Below are 17,211 nucleotides of genomic sequence, written 5' to 3'. Positions count from 1 at the left end.
AGGCCATCGTGACATGAACGACACGGTCATGGGTCGCGGTTGCCGGGGCTGCCGCGGCACCGAACTCACCCCCGTGCTCGATCTCGGCAAGGTCCCCGCCGCCGACCACTTCCCGCTCGCCGGGAGCGCAATCGACGCCGCGGAGATCGCACATCCGCTGCGCATGGATGTGTGCGGTGCCTGCGGGCTGGCGCAATTGGCCGAGGACGACACCCGCACCGAGGAGCCGCGCGGTATCGAACCGCAGGCGCTGCGCGATCAGGCCGCCGACGCCGTGGCGCGGGTCGCGCGCGCCGGATTGTTGCGCGGGCGCACCGTGCGCGAATTCGGCAGTCCGCACGGTGGGACCTGGCTGCCATTACTCGTCGAGCGCGGATTCGCGGACGTCGACGGCGTCGCCGATGTGGTGCTGGACTGCTTCGGCATCATGCACGAACCCGATCAGCGGGCCGCCTTCGCGCAGCGGGCCGCCGCCACCGCGCCGACCGGCGTGCTGCTGCTCCAATACCACTCGCTGGCCAACATTGTCGCGGCCGGTCAGTGGAATGCGTTGCGGCACGGGCATTTCGCGTACTACTCGCTGGAGGCGCTGCAGCGGCTACTGGAGGCCGTGGGAATGAGCGTGGCGATGGCGTGGCAGTTCGATCTGTACGGCGGGACGGTGCTCATCGGCGCGGTGCACGGCACGGCGGAACCGGATGATGCTGTGCGCGCCATCCACGCCGCGGAGTCGGAGCACACCGGTCTCGGTGCGCTGCAGGGCCTGCAGCGCACGACCGACCAGCATGCCCGGCTCTTGCGACACTGGCTCGACGCGATGGCGGCGCGTCGCAGGCGGGTCTACGCCTATGGCGCGGCCTCTCGTGCGGTCGCGCTCTTCAGCCTCGCCGGGGTACACCCCGGGCTCATCGCCGCGGTCGCCGATGCCTCGCCCGCCAAACAGGGCCGCCGGATGCCCGGCACCGATATACCGATCATCTCCCCCGCCGAACTCGTCCGCGCCCAACCGGATTTCGTGCTGTTGACCTTGCGCGATCTGCTCCCGGAGGTCCGTGCCAGGTTTCCCGAACTCGACGGCCGCTGGGTCGTCGATGACCCGGCCGGTCCCTCGGAAGGGCGGTGACAAATGCTGTGAATTCGCTGCGCCGCAGTGGGGTTCGTCGGCGGCGCCGCGCGTTTTGTGTCAAGACATCTGTTATTGGGGAACAAGGGGAAATACCTGATGAGGGAGAAAACACTCCGTAGTCGGAGTCTGCGCGCGTTCGTTTTGGCCTCGGTAATGGCCTCGGGGCTGGCCTTTACCACGGGTGCCGCATCCGCGGCAATCGACAGCAGCAGTCAGATAGTCGACCGGCAGGATCGCACGGTCGAGGCGATCCAATCCGATACCCGGATCGATTTCGTGCCACCGTTGGACGGCAACCCGCTGACCCGCGAGTGGTTTCACAACGGCGAGGCCGCCTACCGCGTCACCGGGGCGAACGCCCAGGACTGGTCGGGCCACATCACCATCGGCTATCAGGTCGGATATCCGGCCACGGTGAACGGGCGGATCAGATTCCAGTGGTACACACCGGATATCGGCGTCGATCTCGGCGGCGCCGACGGCGCGGTGCTCAAGCTGGGCGGTCTGATCCCGCGCGCGGGCGTCGAACTCGAGGTCGGCTTCGGTCCGGGCATCCAGACCTTCGAGTGCACGGGCGGTGATGTCTTCGGCGCGGAAGGCTTCATTCGGATGTCGGGCTTCCACGGCACCATTACCGGTGTCCTCGGGCAGACCACGATTCGTCCGTTCGTGCGGGTGATCAGCGCCAATGGTGATGCGGTCTACACCTACGGCAGGCTCTGGACGATCTGATCAGGCGACGAAACGCATTGTGGTGCCTGAGCTTCGGGCGCCACAACGCCTTTGCCGACCATCGATCAGCGGAACTCGTCGCCGATTTCGGCGAACAGCACGCGGGCATCGGCGCCGAAGGTGATGGCGGCGGAATACAGTGTTGCTATCGCCGCGGCCAATGGGTCGGGATCGGTGGCGTGTTCAATGGCGCCGAGCGCGAAGGAAGGTCGATGCACGGGCCCGATATCGAAGGGATTCGACTCCGAGCGCACCGGTTGACCGATCGTCGCGACGAGCTGGCGCGATTCGTCCTCGACCGCGCCGAACTCCTCGTCGTGCAGTCGGTCGAAGGCGGTCTGCATGTCATCGAACGGCGCGGGTAGCGGCCGTCCCTCCCGCAATGCCGCCAATGCCGGTGCCACCCAGGATCTTTCGGCGATCGTGGCCAGTTCGCAGGCCTTGACGGCGCACCGATGAGCCAGCCGCCGCAAGGTCGGCTCGTCCATGGCGGCGATCGCCTCGACCAGCGGGCGATCGAAACCAGCCAGCTCTGGAGCCGAAAAGTATTCGCGCAGTTCCGGTATCGGATCGCCACCCCATTCCGCGCGCTCGGCCGCCACCCGCTCCGCCGCCAGCTCACCGACGGTCAAATATCGCGTGCCTTCGGAGTCCATAACGGCCACCCATTTCGACTCCGGGTCCTCCTCGGTATCGGTTCGCTCGGGGATCGGCACATTTTCGGGAATGCCATACCCGGGCATATCCCACTGTTGGTGCGGCAGGAGGTCGCCACCGTCATCGGGCCATAGCCGAATCCGCCAGACATCGCCGGGTGTGGTCGAACCCGGCCATCCGTAGTTCACGAATCCGCGACCACTCACCTCGATCAGATAGTCCCCCGGCGGAACTGGACACGGGTCCGCCCAACCATCGGTCGGTGACGAAATACTCAGTACCCCATCGGAATCCACCCGCAAGCGCCCCTCGCAGACCTGCTGCCACTGCTCACGATCATGCGGCGGCCTGCCGGTCCACACCTGCACCGCGATGGACATCTCGAAATTGTTCTGATGCGGGCTCAATACCACCAGCATCGCGCCGTCTCCCGCGCAAGGTTGCGCAGCGTGCGCCTGATCGAGCAGGGCCAGTTCGGAATCCGGATCACCGACGCCGCCATGCAGGTAGAACTGGCCGTAATCCATCATCAGCTCGACCGCATGCTCGGCAATACAGCTCACCCCGTTGGTCATTCGGCCATCCTGGCATGCGGCGGCCGATCAGTGAACCGTCTATCCGACCAACCGTTCCGCCGCGATGGCGAGATCTTTATCGCCACGCCCGGACAGACCGAGCACAACGATCGAGTCGGTGGGGAGCTCGCCGTGTTCGGCCAGTTCGAGCAGATAGCCGACAGCGTGGGCGGATTCGAGGGCGGGAATGATGCCTTCGGTGCGGGTAAGAGCATGCAGGCCGCGCAGGGCCACGGCATCGGTGGCCGCGCGGTAGGCGACGCGACCGGTGTGCTTGAGGTAGCTGAGTTCGGGGCCGACGCCGGGATAGTCCAGGCCCGCCGCGATGCTGTGCGTCGGCGTGACCTGGCCGTCGTCGTCTTGGAGGAGATAGCTGTAGGCGCCGTCCATCTCGCCCGGGCTGCCCATACTGAGCGTGGCGGCATGCTGACCGGTTTCGACACCCAGGCCCGCGGCCTCGACGCCGATCAAGCGGACCGCCGGATCGTCGACGAAGGGGTGGAACAGGCCGATGGCATTGCTGCCGCCGCCGACACAGGCCACCAGGTAATCCGGCAGTCGGCCTTCGGATTTCAGGATCTGGGTCCTGGTTTCCTTGCCGATCACCGTTTGCAGATCGCGCACGATCATCGGATAGGGCGCGGGTCCGGCCGATGTGCCGAACAGGTAGTGGGTGGTACCGAGGTTCGAAACCCAGTCGCGCACCGATTCGCTGATCGCTTCCTTGAGCCTGCGGCTGCCGGTCTCCACGGGACGCACTTCGGCGCCGAGCAGGGTCATTCGCATGACATTGGAGGCCTGTCGCCGCATATCGTGGGCGCCCATATAGATGACGCACGTCAGTCCGAGCATCGCGCATACGGTCGCGACCGCCACACCGTGCTGGCCGGCACCGGTCTCGGCGATGATCCGCGTCTTACCCATCCGCTTGGCCAGCAAACCCTGTCCCAGCGCGTTATTGATCTTGTGCGCACCGGTATGCGTCATATCCTCGCGCTTCAGATACACCCGCACCCCCGGCACCGCCAGCGATCGCGCGAAGCGTGGTACCTGATGCAGCAGCGTCGGACGACCCACCCGGGTGCGCAGCAATTCGCCGAGCTCATCACGGAATCCGGAATCGGTGCGCGCCAGCGCGTATGCCTCTTCCAGCTCCAGCAGCGCGACCATCAGGCCTTCGGGCACATACCGGCCGCCGAATTCACCGAAACGCCCCCGCTCATCCGGGAGTCGGCCCGATAGCAGGGTGCCATGCGATACATGATCAATAACCATCCACATCAACGCTTCCTGCCGCGAGACCCCGCCCCTTGTTCTACTTCGTCTCGCCGGATCGCGCGCAGCCGCAACGGATTAGTTAACGGTTTCTTTAGGTAGTGGATATGTCATACACCGCGCCGCAACGCGAAGTTCGATATCAGACCAGCAGATCCGGGCGCTTGCGGACGGTGGCCACCGTGCGGACCCGCAGGCGGTGCAGCGCCGCCCGGGCCAGCCGGGCGTCACCGGCCAGTACGTCGCCGCGGTGGACCAGATCCGGATAGTCGTTGGCGATGCGGTGGTGGAAGCGGTACATATCGGTCAGCTTGCTGACCGTGGAGGTTTGGCTGCACAGGTTGAAGGATGAGTTGCGCCAGGCGGCCAGGATTTCGGTCATGCCGAAGAAGACGCCGAAGGACGAGACCCGCGCGAACAGGTCGACGTCCATGGGGAACACCAGATCACCGCGCAACCCACCGACACGGTCGTAGTGCTCGCGATAGAACATGGCCGCGGCAGTCGGGCCGAAATCCGCGGGACCGCGGCGGACGATGGTCCGGGCCAAGGTGCGCGGGGTCTGCCTGCCGAGCAGACCGGCCAGGCCGAGGCCGGTCTCCAGCACCGCCCCCGCCTCGTCGATCACCTCGAAGCGACTGGAGGAGATGGCGATCGATGGATCCGCCATCACCGCGAGCTGTGTGGTGATGGCATCCGGTCGCAGCACATCGTCCGCGCAGACGACCTTGACCAGTTCGCCGGTGCAGGCGCGGATCGCCTTATCCCAGTTATCGCCGATATTCAGCACGATGTCATTGCGCAATAACCGGATTCGTGGATCGTCGAAGGACTTCGCTACCTCCGAGGTGTCATCGGTGCTCGCATTGTCCAGGACGACCAGTTCGAATTCCGCGTCCTGATCGAGAATCGAACGCAGGGTAGTCGCGAGCGTCCGGCCGGAGTTGTAGGCGGGCACACACACCGACAGCGTTGTCACGACAGTCTATCCCCCTGATCGTTGCACCGGCCGGACCGGTCCGTTTTCCACCAATCCGAAAACTCGTTCCAATCCGCTCCGGCCCGCGTCGATCTGGTTGACGGCCCGCTGTTGCAGCGGATCCCGGAGCGCAGGTGCATCGTCCCACAGCTCGTCCAGCGCCAGGGTCAGTTCTTGTTCCAGTTTGGGATCATTCAGGTGCACCACCCGCAGACCGGTCCCGAACATCTGCGCCAGCCCGTGGAATTTATCGTCGTAATACTCCGAGGCCGTGATGCCGACGGCCGGAATGCCCTGCGACAGTGCGAAGACCGCCAGATGGTAGGCGCTGGTCACCAGCACCCGACACCGCCCGACCTGCCGGGCCACCTCGGCCGGGGTGCCGCCGCGACCGACCGGCGGCAGCGGCTTGGCCGCGCCCACCAGCAGCGGCAGCGTCGAGAGCCGATCCTCGGAGGCGTATTCGGAGATGATCAGCGGCACCAGTCCGGCATCCAATTCCGCGGCGCGGGTGCGCACCACCTGCCCGACAATTCCCTGCGCCTCCAGGCTGACCTGCGCGTAGTCCGCGACGCGCAGACATACTCCGATATCGGCGCCGATCCTGGCATCGCGGCTGCGATAGGCAAATTCCACCGCGTCATCGCCGGTGACCAGTATCCGGTCCGACGCGACACCGAATTTGCCGAGCAGTTCTGGGCCGCGCCGCCCCTCACGCAAGGCCACGAAGTCGACCTTCGGCAGCACCTCGGCAGCTCGCTGTACCAGATATGGGTCACGCACGGGCCCCATGCCCTGCCCGATCAGCGCCGTCGGAATGCCGAGCGCAGACGCGTATTCCAGCAGATTCAGGGTGCGATGGGCCTGGTAGCGGTCGACATCGGTCAGATAGCCGCCGCCGTTCGCGAGCACCAGCGACGCCTGTTCGACCGCCGCGGGGATCTCCACCGGAAATTCGAGTTCCGGTGCCACCGCATGCTCCTGCGGGTCCGCGGTCTCGCCGCGTCCGCGCGCGCGGATCGCCCGCAGTCGGTCCTTGGGTCCGTCGGTGTTCGCCCGCCACCACAGCGCCGCCGGTCCGACCAATTTCGTTCCGGCCGTGCGGTTCAACAATCCGTGCCAGCCGTCGGAACCCCAACTCCACTCGGGGCCGCAGATCGGCTCGGCCTCCGGTACCAAAGCCCGCAATACGCCGGGCTGATGGGTCAGCACGCCGATGCGCGCCCGCGGCCACCGCGCGCGGATGCGCTCGACGGTGATGACCATCATCGCGATATCGCCGCGATTGCGTAGCCAGTATTCGCCGTTCTCGACCAGCACCCGTATCTCGCGCTCGGCGATATCATTGCGCTCAGCCACAGACCCCGTGGTCCCCACTGTCCTAGTCCCTCCCGCTGGTCCCCCGCGGGTCGGTCCGTGCCGGGCACGAACTCGAAGTGGAATCTACCGCACCCGAGAGATGTCGGCCACTCGCTAATCCGTTGGGCGCTTGGATATCTGGCCCTGGTAGACCGCACGCAAAGATGCCGCGGCGAAGTCGGCGCAATAGTCGATGAGATCGTCGATCGGCACGTCGAGACGACCCCCCTGTTTCTCGACGATCACCCGGTCCAACATGCCGACCACCGAGAGCGCGAAGATATCGATGATCTCCGCGGGCGGCCGATCATCCGGACGCGCCTGGGTGGCCGTGGCCGCGACCAAACGGGCGAAGCGCCACAACGCTTCTCGCATCCGAGGTTCGGCCCCGGCCGCGGCCGGTTCGACGAAGACGACGCGCAGCTTGCGCGGATCCTGTGCCAGCGCAGTGAGATACGTGCCGATACCGGCGCGCAGCTTGCGGGTGCCGCGTGCCGGTGTGGCCTCGACCGCGGCGGCCACCGCCGCGAACAACTCGTCGATGACCTGGTCGAAGACCGCGGCGAACAGTTCCTTATTTCCGGCGAACGATTCATAGAAGTACCGGTCGGTCAGCCCGGCCGCCCGGCACAGATCCTTCACCCCGGTCGCCGCGTACCCGCGCGTGCCGAACAGCTCCAGTCCGGCTTCGAGGAGTTTGCCGCGCCGCGCCGCGACTCGATCCTCGGCACCCACACCGCCGTAGGTCCGCACCGGGCGTCGCTGCATTGTCATCTTCGCATTGTCTCCCAACGGAACCGCCGATCTGATAAATATGACGATCGAGATCGTCAGATTTAGGGGGCGCGCAGTGCCAACTCGAGATCGGGACAACCAGGTCAGCAGGCGCACACTGCTGCGCGGCGCGGCCATCGCGGCGGGCACCGCGGGATGGGCGGCATCGACCGCGAGCGCGCCGGCACAATCAGCGCCGTGCCGCCGAAACGGCCCGGCGCGCAATACCGTCGCGATACTCGGCGCTGGCATCGGCGGTCTGACCGCGGCTCACGAACTGGCCGAGCGTGGCTTCGCGGTGACTGTCTTCGATCGCAAGGAACTCGGGGGCAAATCCCGCACGATCCCGCTGCCCGGCACCGGCGTCGGCGGTCGGGCGCCGCTACCGGGCGAACACGGTGCGCGCGGATTCACCTCGTTCTACCACCACGTGCACGATACGATGCGCCGCATTCCACTGCCGGGAACACGGAAGTCGGTGTACGACAACCTGATTCCGTTCTCGGTGAGCGATCCGCGCTATCCGCGCTCTGGCGATCTGCCCGATGGCTTCCCGCTCATGTTCGGGTTCTATTTCGATCCCGCACAGGCGCTCACACCGGAGGGATTGCAGCGCATCCTGGCCGAGGTGTTCATGAAGAACAATCTCGTTCCACTGCCCGAGGCTATATATATGGCCGGGCGCGTCGTCACCTATCTGACCTCTAGTGAGGAGCGCCGCTTCGGCCAGTGGGAGCACGTCAGCTGGTGGGACTATGTGGGCGCGGCACAGCGATCCGCGCAGTTCCGGGCATTGGCCGCCACCGGTCTGACCCGCGCGCTGGTGGCCGCCAAGGAGTACGTGGCCAGCACCAGGACCATGGGCAACATGATGGAGGGCTTCTTCATCGCACTGCTGCAAGAACTGACCGGTGGCCCGAAGGTCTACGAGGTGCTCAACGGCCCGACCAATGCGGCCTGGCTCGATCCGTGGATCGCGCTGCTGGAAAGCCTTGGCGTGCAATTCCGGCCCGGACACGCACTCGAGGAATTCGTGGTGTCCGACGGCCGCATCGGCGGCGCGCGCATCCGCCGCCCGAATGGTGCGACTGAGCTGTTCGACGCGGATTGGTATGTGTGCGCGGTGCCGACCGATCGGGCGCGGCGGCTGTGGTCACCGGAGATCCGCGCCTTGGATCCGGGACTCGGCCGCATGGACGCGCTCACCGTCGACTGGATGAACGGCCTGCAGATGTTCGTCACCGAAAAGCTGGACCTCGGCAAGGGCTACAACATCTACCTCGACGCACCGTGGCGGCTGACCTCCTATACCCAGCGCGCGTTCTGGAATGTCGATTACGCAGCGAAATACGGCGACGGTTCGATCGTCGACGGCCTCACCATCGATATCGCCGACTGGGATACTCCGGGCATCCTGTTCGGCAAGACGGCCAAACAGTGCACCCGGGCGGAGATCTACCAGGAGACCTGGGCCCAAATGACCGCGGCGCTCAACGACGACGGCAGAATTCAGCTGCCGGAGGGAATCGTTCGCGAGTGGATGCTCGATCCCGGTATCACCTGGGCGGACGGCCGGAATGTCAATGATGAACCGCTGCTGGTGAATACGATCGGCTCCTGGGCCGATCGGCCGACCGCGCAGACGCGGATCCCGAACCTCTTCCTGGCCGCCGATTACGTTCGGACCAACTTCGATCTGGCCACCATGGAGGGCGCCAACGAGGCGGGCCGGACCGCGGTGAACGCACTGCTGGACGCATCCGGCTCCGGCGCGGCCCGCACCCAGCTATTCACCCGCGATTCGATTCCGGCGTTCGAACCGTTCCGGCAACAGGATGCCGCGCGCTACCGGGCCGGGCAGCCGAATCTGTTCGATCTCGGCCAGTGACTGCGGCCGGTCGGTCGGAGGGCGGCCGACCGGCAGCAAACTGGTCATTCGCCCTGATCGCAGATGATCTCTACGCCCGACCGGGCGCACCGAACTCCCCTACACTGTTGCGCGGGAAGCGAGTTCAGGCGGCAGACTCGCCCCATCATCGCCAGGAGTAGGGGGCCGCGGTGACGGCAGCAACCGGGGCACTGCGTGTGCATATGACGGGTTCAGAATGGTTCTCAACTGCCCCCGGCGGACTCAATCGATACTTCACCGAACTGTTCCACGCACTCGCGCGGCAACCGGAAGTAGCGATATCGGCGTCCGCGTTCGGTGCGGTCGCCCCCGACGATCCGCCCGGCGCGCGGTCATGGGGACCAACCGGCGGTTCGACCATCGCCCGGGCCCGCACCGCATTTCTGGAGCGGGCCGAACTGCACCGCGCGGATGTGCTGGATCGGCACTTCGCGCTCTACGGTCCCGCGGCCCGCACCCGCGCCGGGCGGGTGCCGTTGGTGGTGCACTTCCACGGACCATGGGCCGCCGAGAGCAGACTCACCGGACAAGGTGAACTCGGCGCGCGGGCGAAGTATCTGCTCGAGCGGATCCGCTACGCGGGCGCGGACCGATTCGTGGTGCTGTCCAACCACTTTCGCGACGTACTCCGCTTCGACTATCGCGTGCCCGCCGATCGGATCCGGGTCATCCCGCCCGGTGTCGATCTGCTGCGTTTCCGCGCCTCGCCGATACCGACCGGCCCCCACCGGACCGTCCTGTGTGTGCGCAGACTCGAGCGCCGCATGGGCATCGATACCCTTTTGCGCTGCTGGCCGGGCGTGGTCGCCGAACATCCGGATGCCCGCCTGGTCCTGGTCGGAACCGGTGGCGCCGAAGCCGAATTGCGTGCCCAGGCCGCGGGCATCGGACTGGGCGATTCGATCACCTTCGCGGGCAATGTCGATGACCAACAGCTCACCGAGCACTACGAACAGGCCGAATTCACCGTTGTCCCGACCAGCGCTCTGGAAGGATTCGGGCTCATCGCCCTGGAATCCCTGGCCGCCGGGCGAGCCCCGATCGTCACCGACTGTGGCGGACTGCCGGATTCGGTACGCGGACTGGATTCTTCACTGATCGTGCCCGCCCGCGACGCCGACGCACTCGGCGCGCGAATTGTGTCCGCACTCAACGGCATGCTTCCGACACCCGAGCAATGTCGCTCGCACGCAGAAACTTTCTCATGGGATGTCACAGCGCAGCGCCATCTCACGATGTATGAGGAATTAAGGCGATGACCCCATCGAGGACAACCAAGGCCCTCTTCCTAGCGCATACCGCGGCGCCTTCCGGTGCCGAACTGGCGACGCTGCGGTTGCTGGCCGCGCTGCGCGCGATGCGGCTCATCGACGTGGCACAGATCTATACGGAGGACGGCCCGATGGTCGAACGCATGCGGGCACGCGGGGTCGATACCCGCGTGCTGCGTGGCGGATTCGACAGCCGCGCAATGACCATCGGGTCCGGTCCGCTGCGCCTGCTCGCCGGATCCGCGGCACTGCTGCGGCTGGGCTGGACCGTCGGCGCGACCGCCCGCGAACTCGGTGCCGATGTGCTCGTCGCGGAGAGCACCAAGGCGTTGGTGATGGGGTCGGTGGCGGCGTGGCGCGCGGGCATTCCGCTGGTATGGCAGGTACACGACCGGATCGCGGTGGACTACTTCGGCCGACTGCCGACCATGGTTATCCAGCTGCTCGGCAGATTGATAGCGCGCGGATATATCGCCAATAGCCGAACCACATTGCGCACCTTGCGGATCGGGCGCCGTCCCGCCGTAGTGGCGTACCCGGGTGTGGAATTCGGCAACGACACCGAGCGCGCGCCACAACGCGCACCGACCGAAACGGTGCTCGCTGCCGTCGGGAGGCTGACGCCGTGGAAGGGCCAGGATGTGCTGCTGCGCGCGATCGCGGCGGCGAAAGTGCCACCGCGGCACGTTTTCATCATCGGCGGCACCTTCTTCGATGAGGAGCCCTACCGCGCCGAACTCGAACGGATGGCAACCGAACTCGGGCTGCCGGTGACCTTCACCGGACACGTCGAGGACCCCGGCCGCCATCTGTGCGCCGCCGATATCCTGGTGCACTCCTCGGTGCTCGCCGAACCGTTCGGACAGGTCGTGGTCGAGGGCATGCACGCGGGCTGCGCGGTCATCGCCTCCGGTCCCGGCGGACCCGCCGAAATCGTCGAATCCGGCGTCAACGGATTGCTCGTCGACGGCGGCGACCAGCACCAACTCACCACCGCACTCGACACCCTCATCGGCGACCCGGCCCTGCGCACCCGCCTCGCCACGGCGGGCCGTATCCGAGCCAGAGATTTCGACATCGAGAAATCGGCGCACACAGTCGCAGAATTTCTCGACTCCGTCACCACCCAACGCAACGCCGCTGTATCGAATCGGCGGCGCTCGCGGGGCCCTACATGGTTACGCTCCGCTACCTCCTCCGGACCCGTCGCTCCCCCCGCTGTGTCGAATCGGCGGCGCTCGCGGGGCCCTACATGGTTACGCTCCGCTACCTCCTCCGGACCCGTCGCTCCCGCCGCAGAGGGCCAGCAGAATCCGCAGGAACGGACTCCGCATGTCTGAACACAAACACGTCGCGGGCCAGCCGTCGCCCACCACTGCGCCGACACCGACCGCCACCGGCGGCGCCCACCGCAGGGCAGACCACAGCGCGCCCGGCGGCGGCCTGCACCGATCGCACGGCTTCGGCGCGGTACTGCGCGATATCGGCTACGTCACCTTCGGCAAGTACGGGCAGTACGTCATCACCATCGTCACCGTTCCGCTGATCGCGCGGGTGCTCGGCGCCAACGGACTCGGCCTGCTGGCGATCGGCATGTCCTCGTACTTCATCGGCTCGCTGCTGGTGGATCTCGGCATCACCTCGTTTCTGGCCGCGCGCGTACACGATTCGCGGGAACGCGATGGCGACAGCGCGCGGCTGCGCGGCATCAACCAGCTGCGCGGCGACTATCTGGCCATCCGCACGACCACCCTCGGCGTCATCGGGATCGCGCTGCTGCTGAGTCTGGCCGCGAGCGCGCCGGTGCAGGTGGACATGATTCTGCTGGGTCTGTTCGCGGGCGGATTCTGGTCCGTCTCGGAGGATTGGCTGCTGATCGGGCAGGGCCGGTTCGGGGCCAGCACCGCTTACCAAGCGGTCGGACGGGTCGGTTATCTGATCTTGCTCGTCGGCCTGCTCCCCCGCATGCCGAGCGCTCAGCTCGCGCTGCTGTGCCTGCTGATCTCTTCGGTGCCGACCGTGGCGCTGACTTGGTGGGATTCACTGCGCACCTTCGGGCTACCCGCCCGGCCGCGCCATTACAAGAGTGTATTGCGCACGGGTGCACCGGTTCTCGCCTCGCGAGTGCTGGTGACCACCTATGGTCAGGGCGCGGCGGCGGTGTACTCCGCTGTGCTGGACACGGTTTCGCTCGGCCTCTACTCGGCGGGCGATCGGCTCGTACGCGCCATCCAATCCACCCTGGACCCCATCGGTTTCGCGCTGCTGCCCCGAATGGCGCGGCGCAGTACCGATCACCGGTTCTGGCGGCATGCGCTCATGGCGTTGGCCGCGTGCGTCTGTGTCGCGACAGTCGCGGCCGTGGCGGTGTGGCTGGCCGCGCCGCTGCTGATCCGACTGGTCTTCGGCGACGAATTCACCGGGGCCGTCGGGTTGTTGCGGGTCGAGATCTTCATGCTGCCCGCGACCACGATCACCTCGTTCGTCACCACGGCACTGCTGCCGGTGCGCCAGGACACCACCGGCGTGCTGATCGGTGCGGTCCTCGGCACCTGCGTGGCAGGAATCGCGCTGTTCATCGCCTTTCGCACGCATTCGGTGTGGACGCTGGTCTACGGGAGTGTGCTGGTCGAATTCAGCACGGCGATCTGGTATCTCGTCCGGGTTCGGACCCTCATCGTGCGGGAACGCACGGCATCGGTGTCCGTGGAACCGGCGGTGGTACTGATGCGCGAGGAGGGGACCTCTTGAAGATCCTGTTCATCGGGGACGACTGGGTCGGCAGCAATGCGCGCTCGCTCGCCGATGGCTTCCGGCAGGCGGGACACGAGGTGGTCGTGATCGACTCCACCCCGGTCACCCTGCCGACGCGGCTCTCGCCACCATGGGTCTACGCCAAGTTCGCGCGGCGGCGTGCACCCTGGACCGTCACCGAGCTGCACGGCGAAATCGACCGTGCCGCAACGCAATTTCGTCCGGATATGGTCTTCGCCTTCAAGGCCGTTCATCTGGACCAGCGCAGACTCTTGGATATTCCGGCACGGCTGCATGTGCACTACAGCCCGGACGATGTCGCCAATCCGGACAATATCAGCCCGGAATACCTTGCGCACGAACCGGATTGGGATCTGATCGTCACCACCAAGCGGCACAATGTGCCCGAACTGCTGGAACGCGGCGCAAAGGCGGTCGGTTTCGTCCGCAGTGCCTACGATCCGGCATGGCATTACCCGGCGGCGCGCGGGCGGACGCCGCGATATCTGGTCGGCTTCATCGGCGTCTGCCGCGCCGATCGCCGCGCCGAAATGGTCGCACTGGCCCGCGATTACGGTGACCGAGCGCTGGTGCGTGGTCCGGGCTGGCGGCGGGTTCCGGAACTGCGCACCACCCGGGCGGCGGTGGGCGGTCCGGTGTACGGTTCGCGATATTCGGCGGTGGTCGCCGATATCACCGCGAATCTGGTGCTGCTCAATTCCGATAATCGCGACACCCATACCTGCCGCACCTTCGAAGTGCCCGCCGCGGGTGGACTTTTCGTCGGCGAGCGCACCGATGAGCACGCGGAGCTGCTGCGCGATACCGTCGAATGCTTTCTGTTCACCGAACAGGCGGAATTGCGCGAGATCCTGGACTGGTGCGCGCGGCATCCGGAGCAGGCGGATGCGATGGCCGAGGCGGGGTACCGGCGGATCGCCGACGGCGGGCACCGCTATGTCGATCGTGCGCGCGAGATCATGGACGCGTTGGGGGCGGCGCGGTCATGACCGCCTATACCGAAATCGTCGCCATCGCATGCGCGCTGGTCACCGTGGCGGTGGCCGCGGCGTGGGTGCCCAGTGTCGCACGGGTTTTCATCATCGCGCAGGCCGCGTTCTGGTCGCTGTCCTACCTCGCGCGCCCCCTGGTGCTGCTGGCGGTGCAACCCGAACCGCACTACGGCGACAATGTGCCCGATCCGCGACTCGCCGAACTCGGCTACGACCGCGGCATCGCCCTCGTCCTGCACCATGTCGTCTTCGGGCTGTGGGTATACGCGATACTGATTGTGGGATATGCGATCTGGTCGCGTCACCATCCGATCCCGGCGGCGCCCGCAATGAGTGTGAACCCGGACTTCGTGCCCGCGCTCGCTACCATCTATGTCATCGGCCTGCTCGGGCGCGGCGCGTCCTATGCCACCGGATCCATCGGTCACGCCGGTGATGTCGACAGCGCCAATCCGATACTCAACTTCGTCGGCATCCTCGCGACCGTCGCTGCGCTCGGGCTGATCATCTTCATCCGGCCGACCCGGCCGCGGACCACTGCACTGCTGATCGGCGCGCTGCTGGCCGGTGAGTTGATATGGACGGTGGTCGTCGAATCGAAGACCCCGATCCTCGGTGCCGCGCTCGCGGTGGCGGTCCGCTTCGCGATTCTGGGCTGGACCAAGGCCAAGGTCGTCGGTGTGCTGGCGATTGCGGTGCTCGGTATCGGCGGCTTCGGCTGGTTGCAGTCGTTCAAGACCACCGAATCCGGGAAGGCCGAGGCGGTCATGATCAGCTCGGCCTATCCGCCGACGGTGCGACCGTTCCTGAGCATTCTGCGGCGCTTCGATCTGCTCGAGGCCGCGACCGATGCCTACTACCACGGCACCGGATACTGGCTCACACCCGCCGAGGAGTTCCGGCACGCGGCGCTGAGTCTGATCCCCACGCAGTTGCTGGGCGCTCCGAAATTCCAATCCGGGACCGCATGGGCCAATGACATTCGGGGCGCGTCGGTAGATATGACCCGAGTGCAGGTGTCGCTGGCCGAGGGAAATGTCAACGAGGGCTACGTCGTCGGCGGCTACACCGGCATCGTCGTCAGTGTCGGATTCACTTTCCTGCTGCTGCTCGCCTGGGCCAAAGCCCTGTATTCCCGCTACTTCCCGGTAGTGGTGCTGGCACTTGCGCTGACCGGAGCCTCCTCGCTGTTCGAGCGCGGAATTCTGGGCAGCATGGAGGCGCTCGGCAAATTCTTGCAGGCAGCCGTGCTGGCGACGCTGATCTATCTGGTGGTCGAGGAGTACCGGCGCCGCGCGAAACCTCGTGCGCCGAAGGCTCCGGCGCCGAATCCGCGAGCACCGGCGCAGCCGCCGCAACAGCCATTGGTCGTCATCGGGAAAAGAGGATCCGAATCATGGGATTGATCGATTACTGGCATATCGCGCGCCGCCGCTGGCTGCTGATCCTCGCTGTCATGGTGCTGTGCCTGGTCGCGGCGGTCGGCTATACACGCAACCAGCCGAAAAACTATGTGGCCACGAGCAGTGTGTACGTCTCGATGGCTACCGGAACCTCGGTGAACGATTCGTATCAGGGTGGACTTGCCGCCCAGCAGCGCGTGCGTTCCTATCTCGATCTTGCCACCAGTGCCAATGTGGCCAAGCGCACCATCGATGACCTCAGCCTGAAGATGTCGGTGGACGAACTGCGCGGCAAGATCACCGCGGCCTCGCCGCCCGCCACCACACTGATCGTCTTCTCGGTCAAGGACAGCACCGCCGAACGCGCCCGCGACATCACGAATACCGTTGTCGCGCAATTTCGCCAGTTGATCGCCGAACTCGAATCCATCGAGAAGGACGCCGCACCCGCGGCCAGGGCCGAGGTCGTCGACCGCGCCGAGCTGCCATCGGGTCCCAGCGGCCCGCGGTCGACCCGGCTGCTCGCACTCGGCCTGCTGGCCGGACTCGCACTCGGCGGGCTCGCCGCCTTCGTCCGCGATCGCACCGACCGCAAGTTGCGCACGTCCAACGATCTGGAAGCGGTACTGGCCACCCCGATTCCGGGTTTGTCGCATTCCGGTGCACCGGTGCCGATCCTCGGCATCATCGATATCGGCCGTCCCGGTGCCGTCAACGAAACTCGAAGGCTGCGAACGCGTTTGCAGCGCAATGGCGAGGCAACCACGGTACTGCTGTCCAGTCTGTCGGCGCGATCGGAACCCGAGATCGCGATGGCACTGGCGAAATCGTTCGCCGATACCGGCCACCACGTCGTCTACATCGACGCCGACACCTCCGGTCACGGCGGATCGCAACAGGTCGTCGCCGGGGCGGTGCCCGGGCTGGCCGGCGTGCTGCGCGGGTCGATACCGGTCACCGACGCGCTGACCGGCTGGCCAGAGGCCGCAATTACGGTGCTGCCGCTGGGCGAGGTCGATCTGCACACGGTGGATCTACTGGCCTCCGACCGCTTCGCGGCCGTGGTCGCCAAGCTGCGAACCGATTACGACCATGTGGTGATCCAGGCCGCGCCGGTCGCACATGCCGCCGACGCGATCGCACTGGCCCCGTTGTGCGAGCACACCGTAGCGGTGGTCGAACTGGGTACGAGCACGGCACCGCAAATACGTGGCGCGCTGGCCACATTCGGGGACAACCCGCTCACCGGAGCGGTCGCGTACAGCAAACCGGGTACGGGATTACAGCGGCTGGTGGGGAGGCTGCGCATATGAGTTCGGCATCGCGAAGCGATTCGGTTGGGGGCGGCGGTCGGGAGACGGGTGGACGTTCGGCATCGCGAAGC

Annotated in this window: 13 protein-coding genes and 1 pseudogene; 9 read left to right on the top strand and 5 right to left on the bottom strand. The window is 66.2% G+C overall.

All coding sequences use genetic code 11. The features are described 5' to 3' along the window. The first annotated feature begins 13 nt into the window (after positions 1–13). The gene (locus ACWEO2_RS00180) at positions 14–1,123 is read left to right on the top strand and encodes a class I SAM-dependent methyltransferase (protein WP_452403320.1); all 1,110 of its coding nucleotides are present in this window, start codon (positions 14–16) and stop codon (positions 1,121–1,123) included. Between the two features lie 99 nt (positions 1,124–1,222). Further along, positions 1,223–1,858: an MspA family porin gene (locus tag ACWEO2_RS00175; protein WP_452403319.1), complete on the top strand. Its 636-nt coding sequence runs from the start codon at positions 1,223–1,225 to the stop codon at positions 1,856–1,858. Between the two features lie 65 nt (positions 1,859–1,923). Here ACWEO2_RS00175 and ACWEO2_RS00170 read toward each other — a convergent pair whose 3' ends face one another. The 5 genes from ACWEO2_RS00170 to ACWEO2_RS00150 all read right to left on the bottom strand — a co-directional run bounded on the left by ACWEO2_RS00170 (position 1,924) and on the right by ACWEO2_RS00150 (position 7,477). Next, positions 1,924–3,090, bottom strand: coding sequence for a hypothetical protein (locus ACWEO2_RS00170; protein ID WP_452403318.1), 1,167 nt, complete (start codon positions 3,088–3,090; stop codon positions 1,924–1,926). A 39-nt stretch (positions 3,091–3,129) separates the two neighbouring features. After that, positions 3,130–4,365 carry a tryptophan synthase subunit beta gene (gene trpB, locus ACWEO2_RS00165; RefSeq protein ID WP_452403317.1) on the bottom strand — a complete coding sequence of 412 codons (1,236 nt, stop codon included), beginning with the start codon at positions 4,363–4,365 and terminating at the stop codon, positions 3,130–3,132. A gap of 142 nt (positions 4,366–4,507) precedes the next feature. Continuing rightward, the gene (locus ACWEO2_RS00160) at positions 4,508–5,344 is read right to left on the bottom strand and encodes a glycosyltransferase family 2 protein (RefSeq protein WP_452403316.1); all 837 of its coding nucleotides are present in this window, start codon (positions 5,342–5,344) and stop codon (positions 4,508–4,510) included. Between the two features lie 6 nt (positions 5,345–5,350). Then, positions 5,351–6,703 (bottom strand): polysaccharide pyruvyl transferase family protein, encoded by a 1,353-nt coding sequence (locus ACWEO2_RS00155; RefSeq protein ID WP_452403315.1) that lies wholly within the window; start codon positions 6,701–6,703, stop codon positions 5,351–5,353. Between the two features lie 114 nt (positions 6,704–6,817). Further along, positions 6,818–7,477: a TetR/AcrR family transcriptional regulator gene (locus tag ACWEO2_RS00150; protein ID WP_452403314.1), complete on the bottom strand. Its 660-nt coding sequence runs from the start codon at positions 7,475–7,477 to the stop codon at positions 6,818–6,820. A 40-nt stretch (positions 7,478–7,517) separates the two neighbouring features. Between ACWEO2_RS00150 and ACWEO2_RS00145 the strand changes: the two genes are divergently transcribed. The 7 genes and pseudogenes from ACWEO2_RS00145 (at position 7,518) to ACWEO2_RS00115 (ending at position 17,140) form a co-directional block, all read left to right on the top strand. Continuing rightward, on the top strand, positions 7,518–9,365 hold the full coding sequence (locus tag ACWEO2_RS00145; RefSeq protein ID WP_452403313.1) for a hydroxysqualene dehydroxylase: 1,848 nt from the start codon (positions 7,518–7,520) through the stop codon (positions 9,363–9,365). A gap of 203 nt (positions 9,366–9,568) precedes the next feature. Next, complete coding sequence (locus tag ACWEO2_RS00140; protein WP_452403685.1) at positions 9,569–10,645, top strand: glycosyltransferase family 4 protein; 1,077 nt, start codon at positions 9,569–9,571, stop codon at positions 10,643–10,645. Then, positions 10,642–11,820 (top strand): annotated as a pseudogene (locus ACWEO2_RS00135) (glycosyltransferase family 4 protein); the annotation flags it as partial. The gene ACWEO2_RS00140 and the pseudogene ACWEO2_RS00135, both read left to right, overlap by 4 nt. A gap of 169 nt (positions 11,821–11,989) precedes the next feature. After that, on the top strand, positions 11,990–13,408 hold the full coding sequence (locus tag ACWEO2_RS00130; RefSeq protein WP_452403312.1) for a lipopolysaccharide biosynthesis protein: 1,419 nt from the start codon (positions 11,990–11,992) through the stop codon (positions 13,406–13,408). Continuing rightward, positions 13,405–14,421: a CgeB family protein gene (locus tag ACWEO2_RS00125; protein WP_452403311.1), complete on the top strand. Its 1,017-nt coding sequence runs from the start codon at positions 13,405–13,407 to the stop codon at positions 14,419–14,421. Before ACWEO2_RS00130 ends, ACWEO2_RS00125 begins: the two co-directional genes overlap by 4 nt. After that, positions 14,418–15,830, top strand: a complete 1,413-nt coding sequence (locus ACWEO2_RS00120; RefSeq protein ID WP_452403310.1) for a hypothetical protein — start codon at positions 14,418–14,420, stop codon at positions 15,828–15,830. Before ACWEO2_RS00125 ends, ACWEO2_RS00120 begins: the two co-directional genes overlap by 4 nt. Continuing rightward, a complete protein-coding gene (locus ACWEO2_RS00115; RefSeq protein WP_452403309.1) occupies positions 15,821–17,140 on the top strand; it encodes a Wzz/FepE/Etk N-terminal domain-containing protein in 1,320 nt (439 codons plus the stop codon). Before ACWEO2_RS00120 ends, ACWEO2_RS00115 begins: the two co-directional genes overlap by 10 nt. Positions 17,141–17,211 lie beyond the last annotated feature (71 nt).

Source organism: Nocardia sp. NPDC004278 (genome assembly GCF_053602975.1).
Note: the sequence above shows the minus strand (reverse complement) of the source record. Positions and strands in the feature narration are given on the sequence as shown.

Excerpts from the sequence above, each read along its gene's own strand:
- ACWEO2_RS00180 (WP_452403320.1), top strand. The coding sequence starts at position 14 with ATGAACGACACGGTCATGGGTCGCGGTTGCCGGGGCTGCCGCGGCACC.
- ACWEO2_RS00175 (WP_452403319.1), top strand. The coding sequence starts at position 1,223 with ATGAGGGAGAAAACACTCCGTAGTCGGAGTCTGCGCGCGTTCGTTTTG.
- ACWEO2_RS00170 (WP_452403318.1), bottom strand. The coding sequence starts at position 3,090 with ATGACCAACGGGGTGAGCTGTATTGCCGAGCATGCGGTCGAGCTGATG.
- trpB (WP_452403317.1), bottom strand. The coding sequence starts at position 4,365 with ATGGTTATTGATCATGTATCGCATGGCACCCTGCTATCGGGCCGACTC.
- ACWEO2_RS00150 (WP_452403314.1), bottom strand. The coding sequence starts at position 7,477 with ATGACAATGCAGCGACGCCCGGTGCGGACCTACGGCGGTGTGGGTGCC.
- ACWEO2_RS00145 (WP_452403313.1), top strand. The coding sequence starts at position 7,518 with ATGACGATCGAGATCGTCAGATTTAGGGGGCGCGCAGTGCCAACTCGA.
- ACWEO2_RS00140 (WP_452403685.1), top strand. The coding sequence starts at position 9,569 with ATGACGGGTTCAGAATGGTTCTCAACTGCCCCCGGCGGACTCAATCGA.
- ACWEO2_RS00130 (WP_452403312.1), top strand. The coding sequence starts at position 11,990 with ATGTCTGAACACAAACACGTCGCGGGCCAGCCGTCGCCCACCACTGCG.
- ACWEO2_RS00120 (WP_452403310.1), top strand. The coding sequence starts at position 14,418 with ATGACCGCCTATACCGAAATCGTCGCCATCGCATGCGCGCTGGTCACC.
- ACWEO2_RS00115 (WP_452403309.1), top strand. The coding sequence starts at position 15,821 with ATGGGATTGATCGATTACTGGCATATCGCGCGCCGCCGCTGGCTGCTG.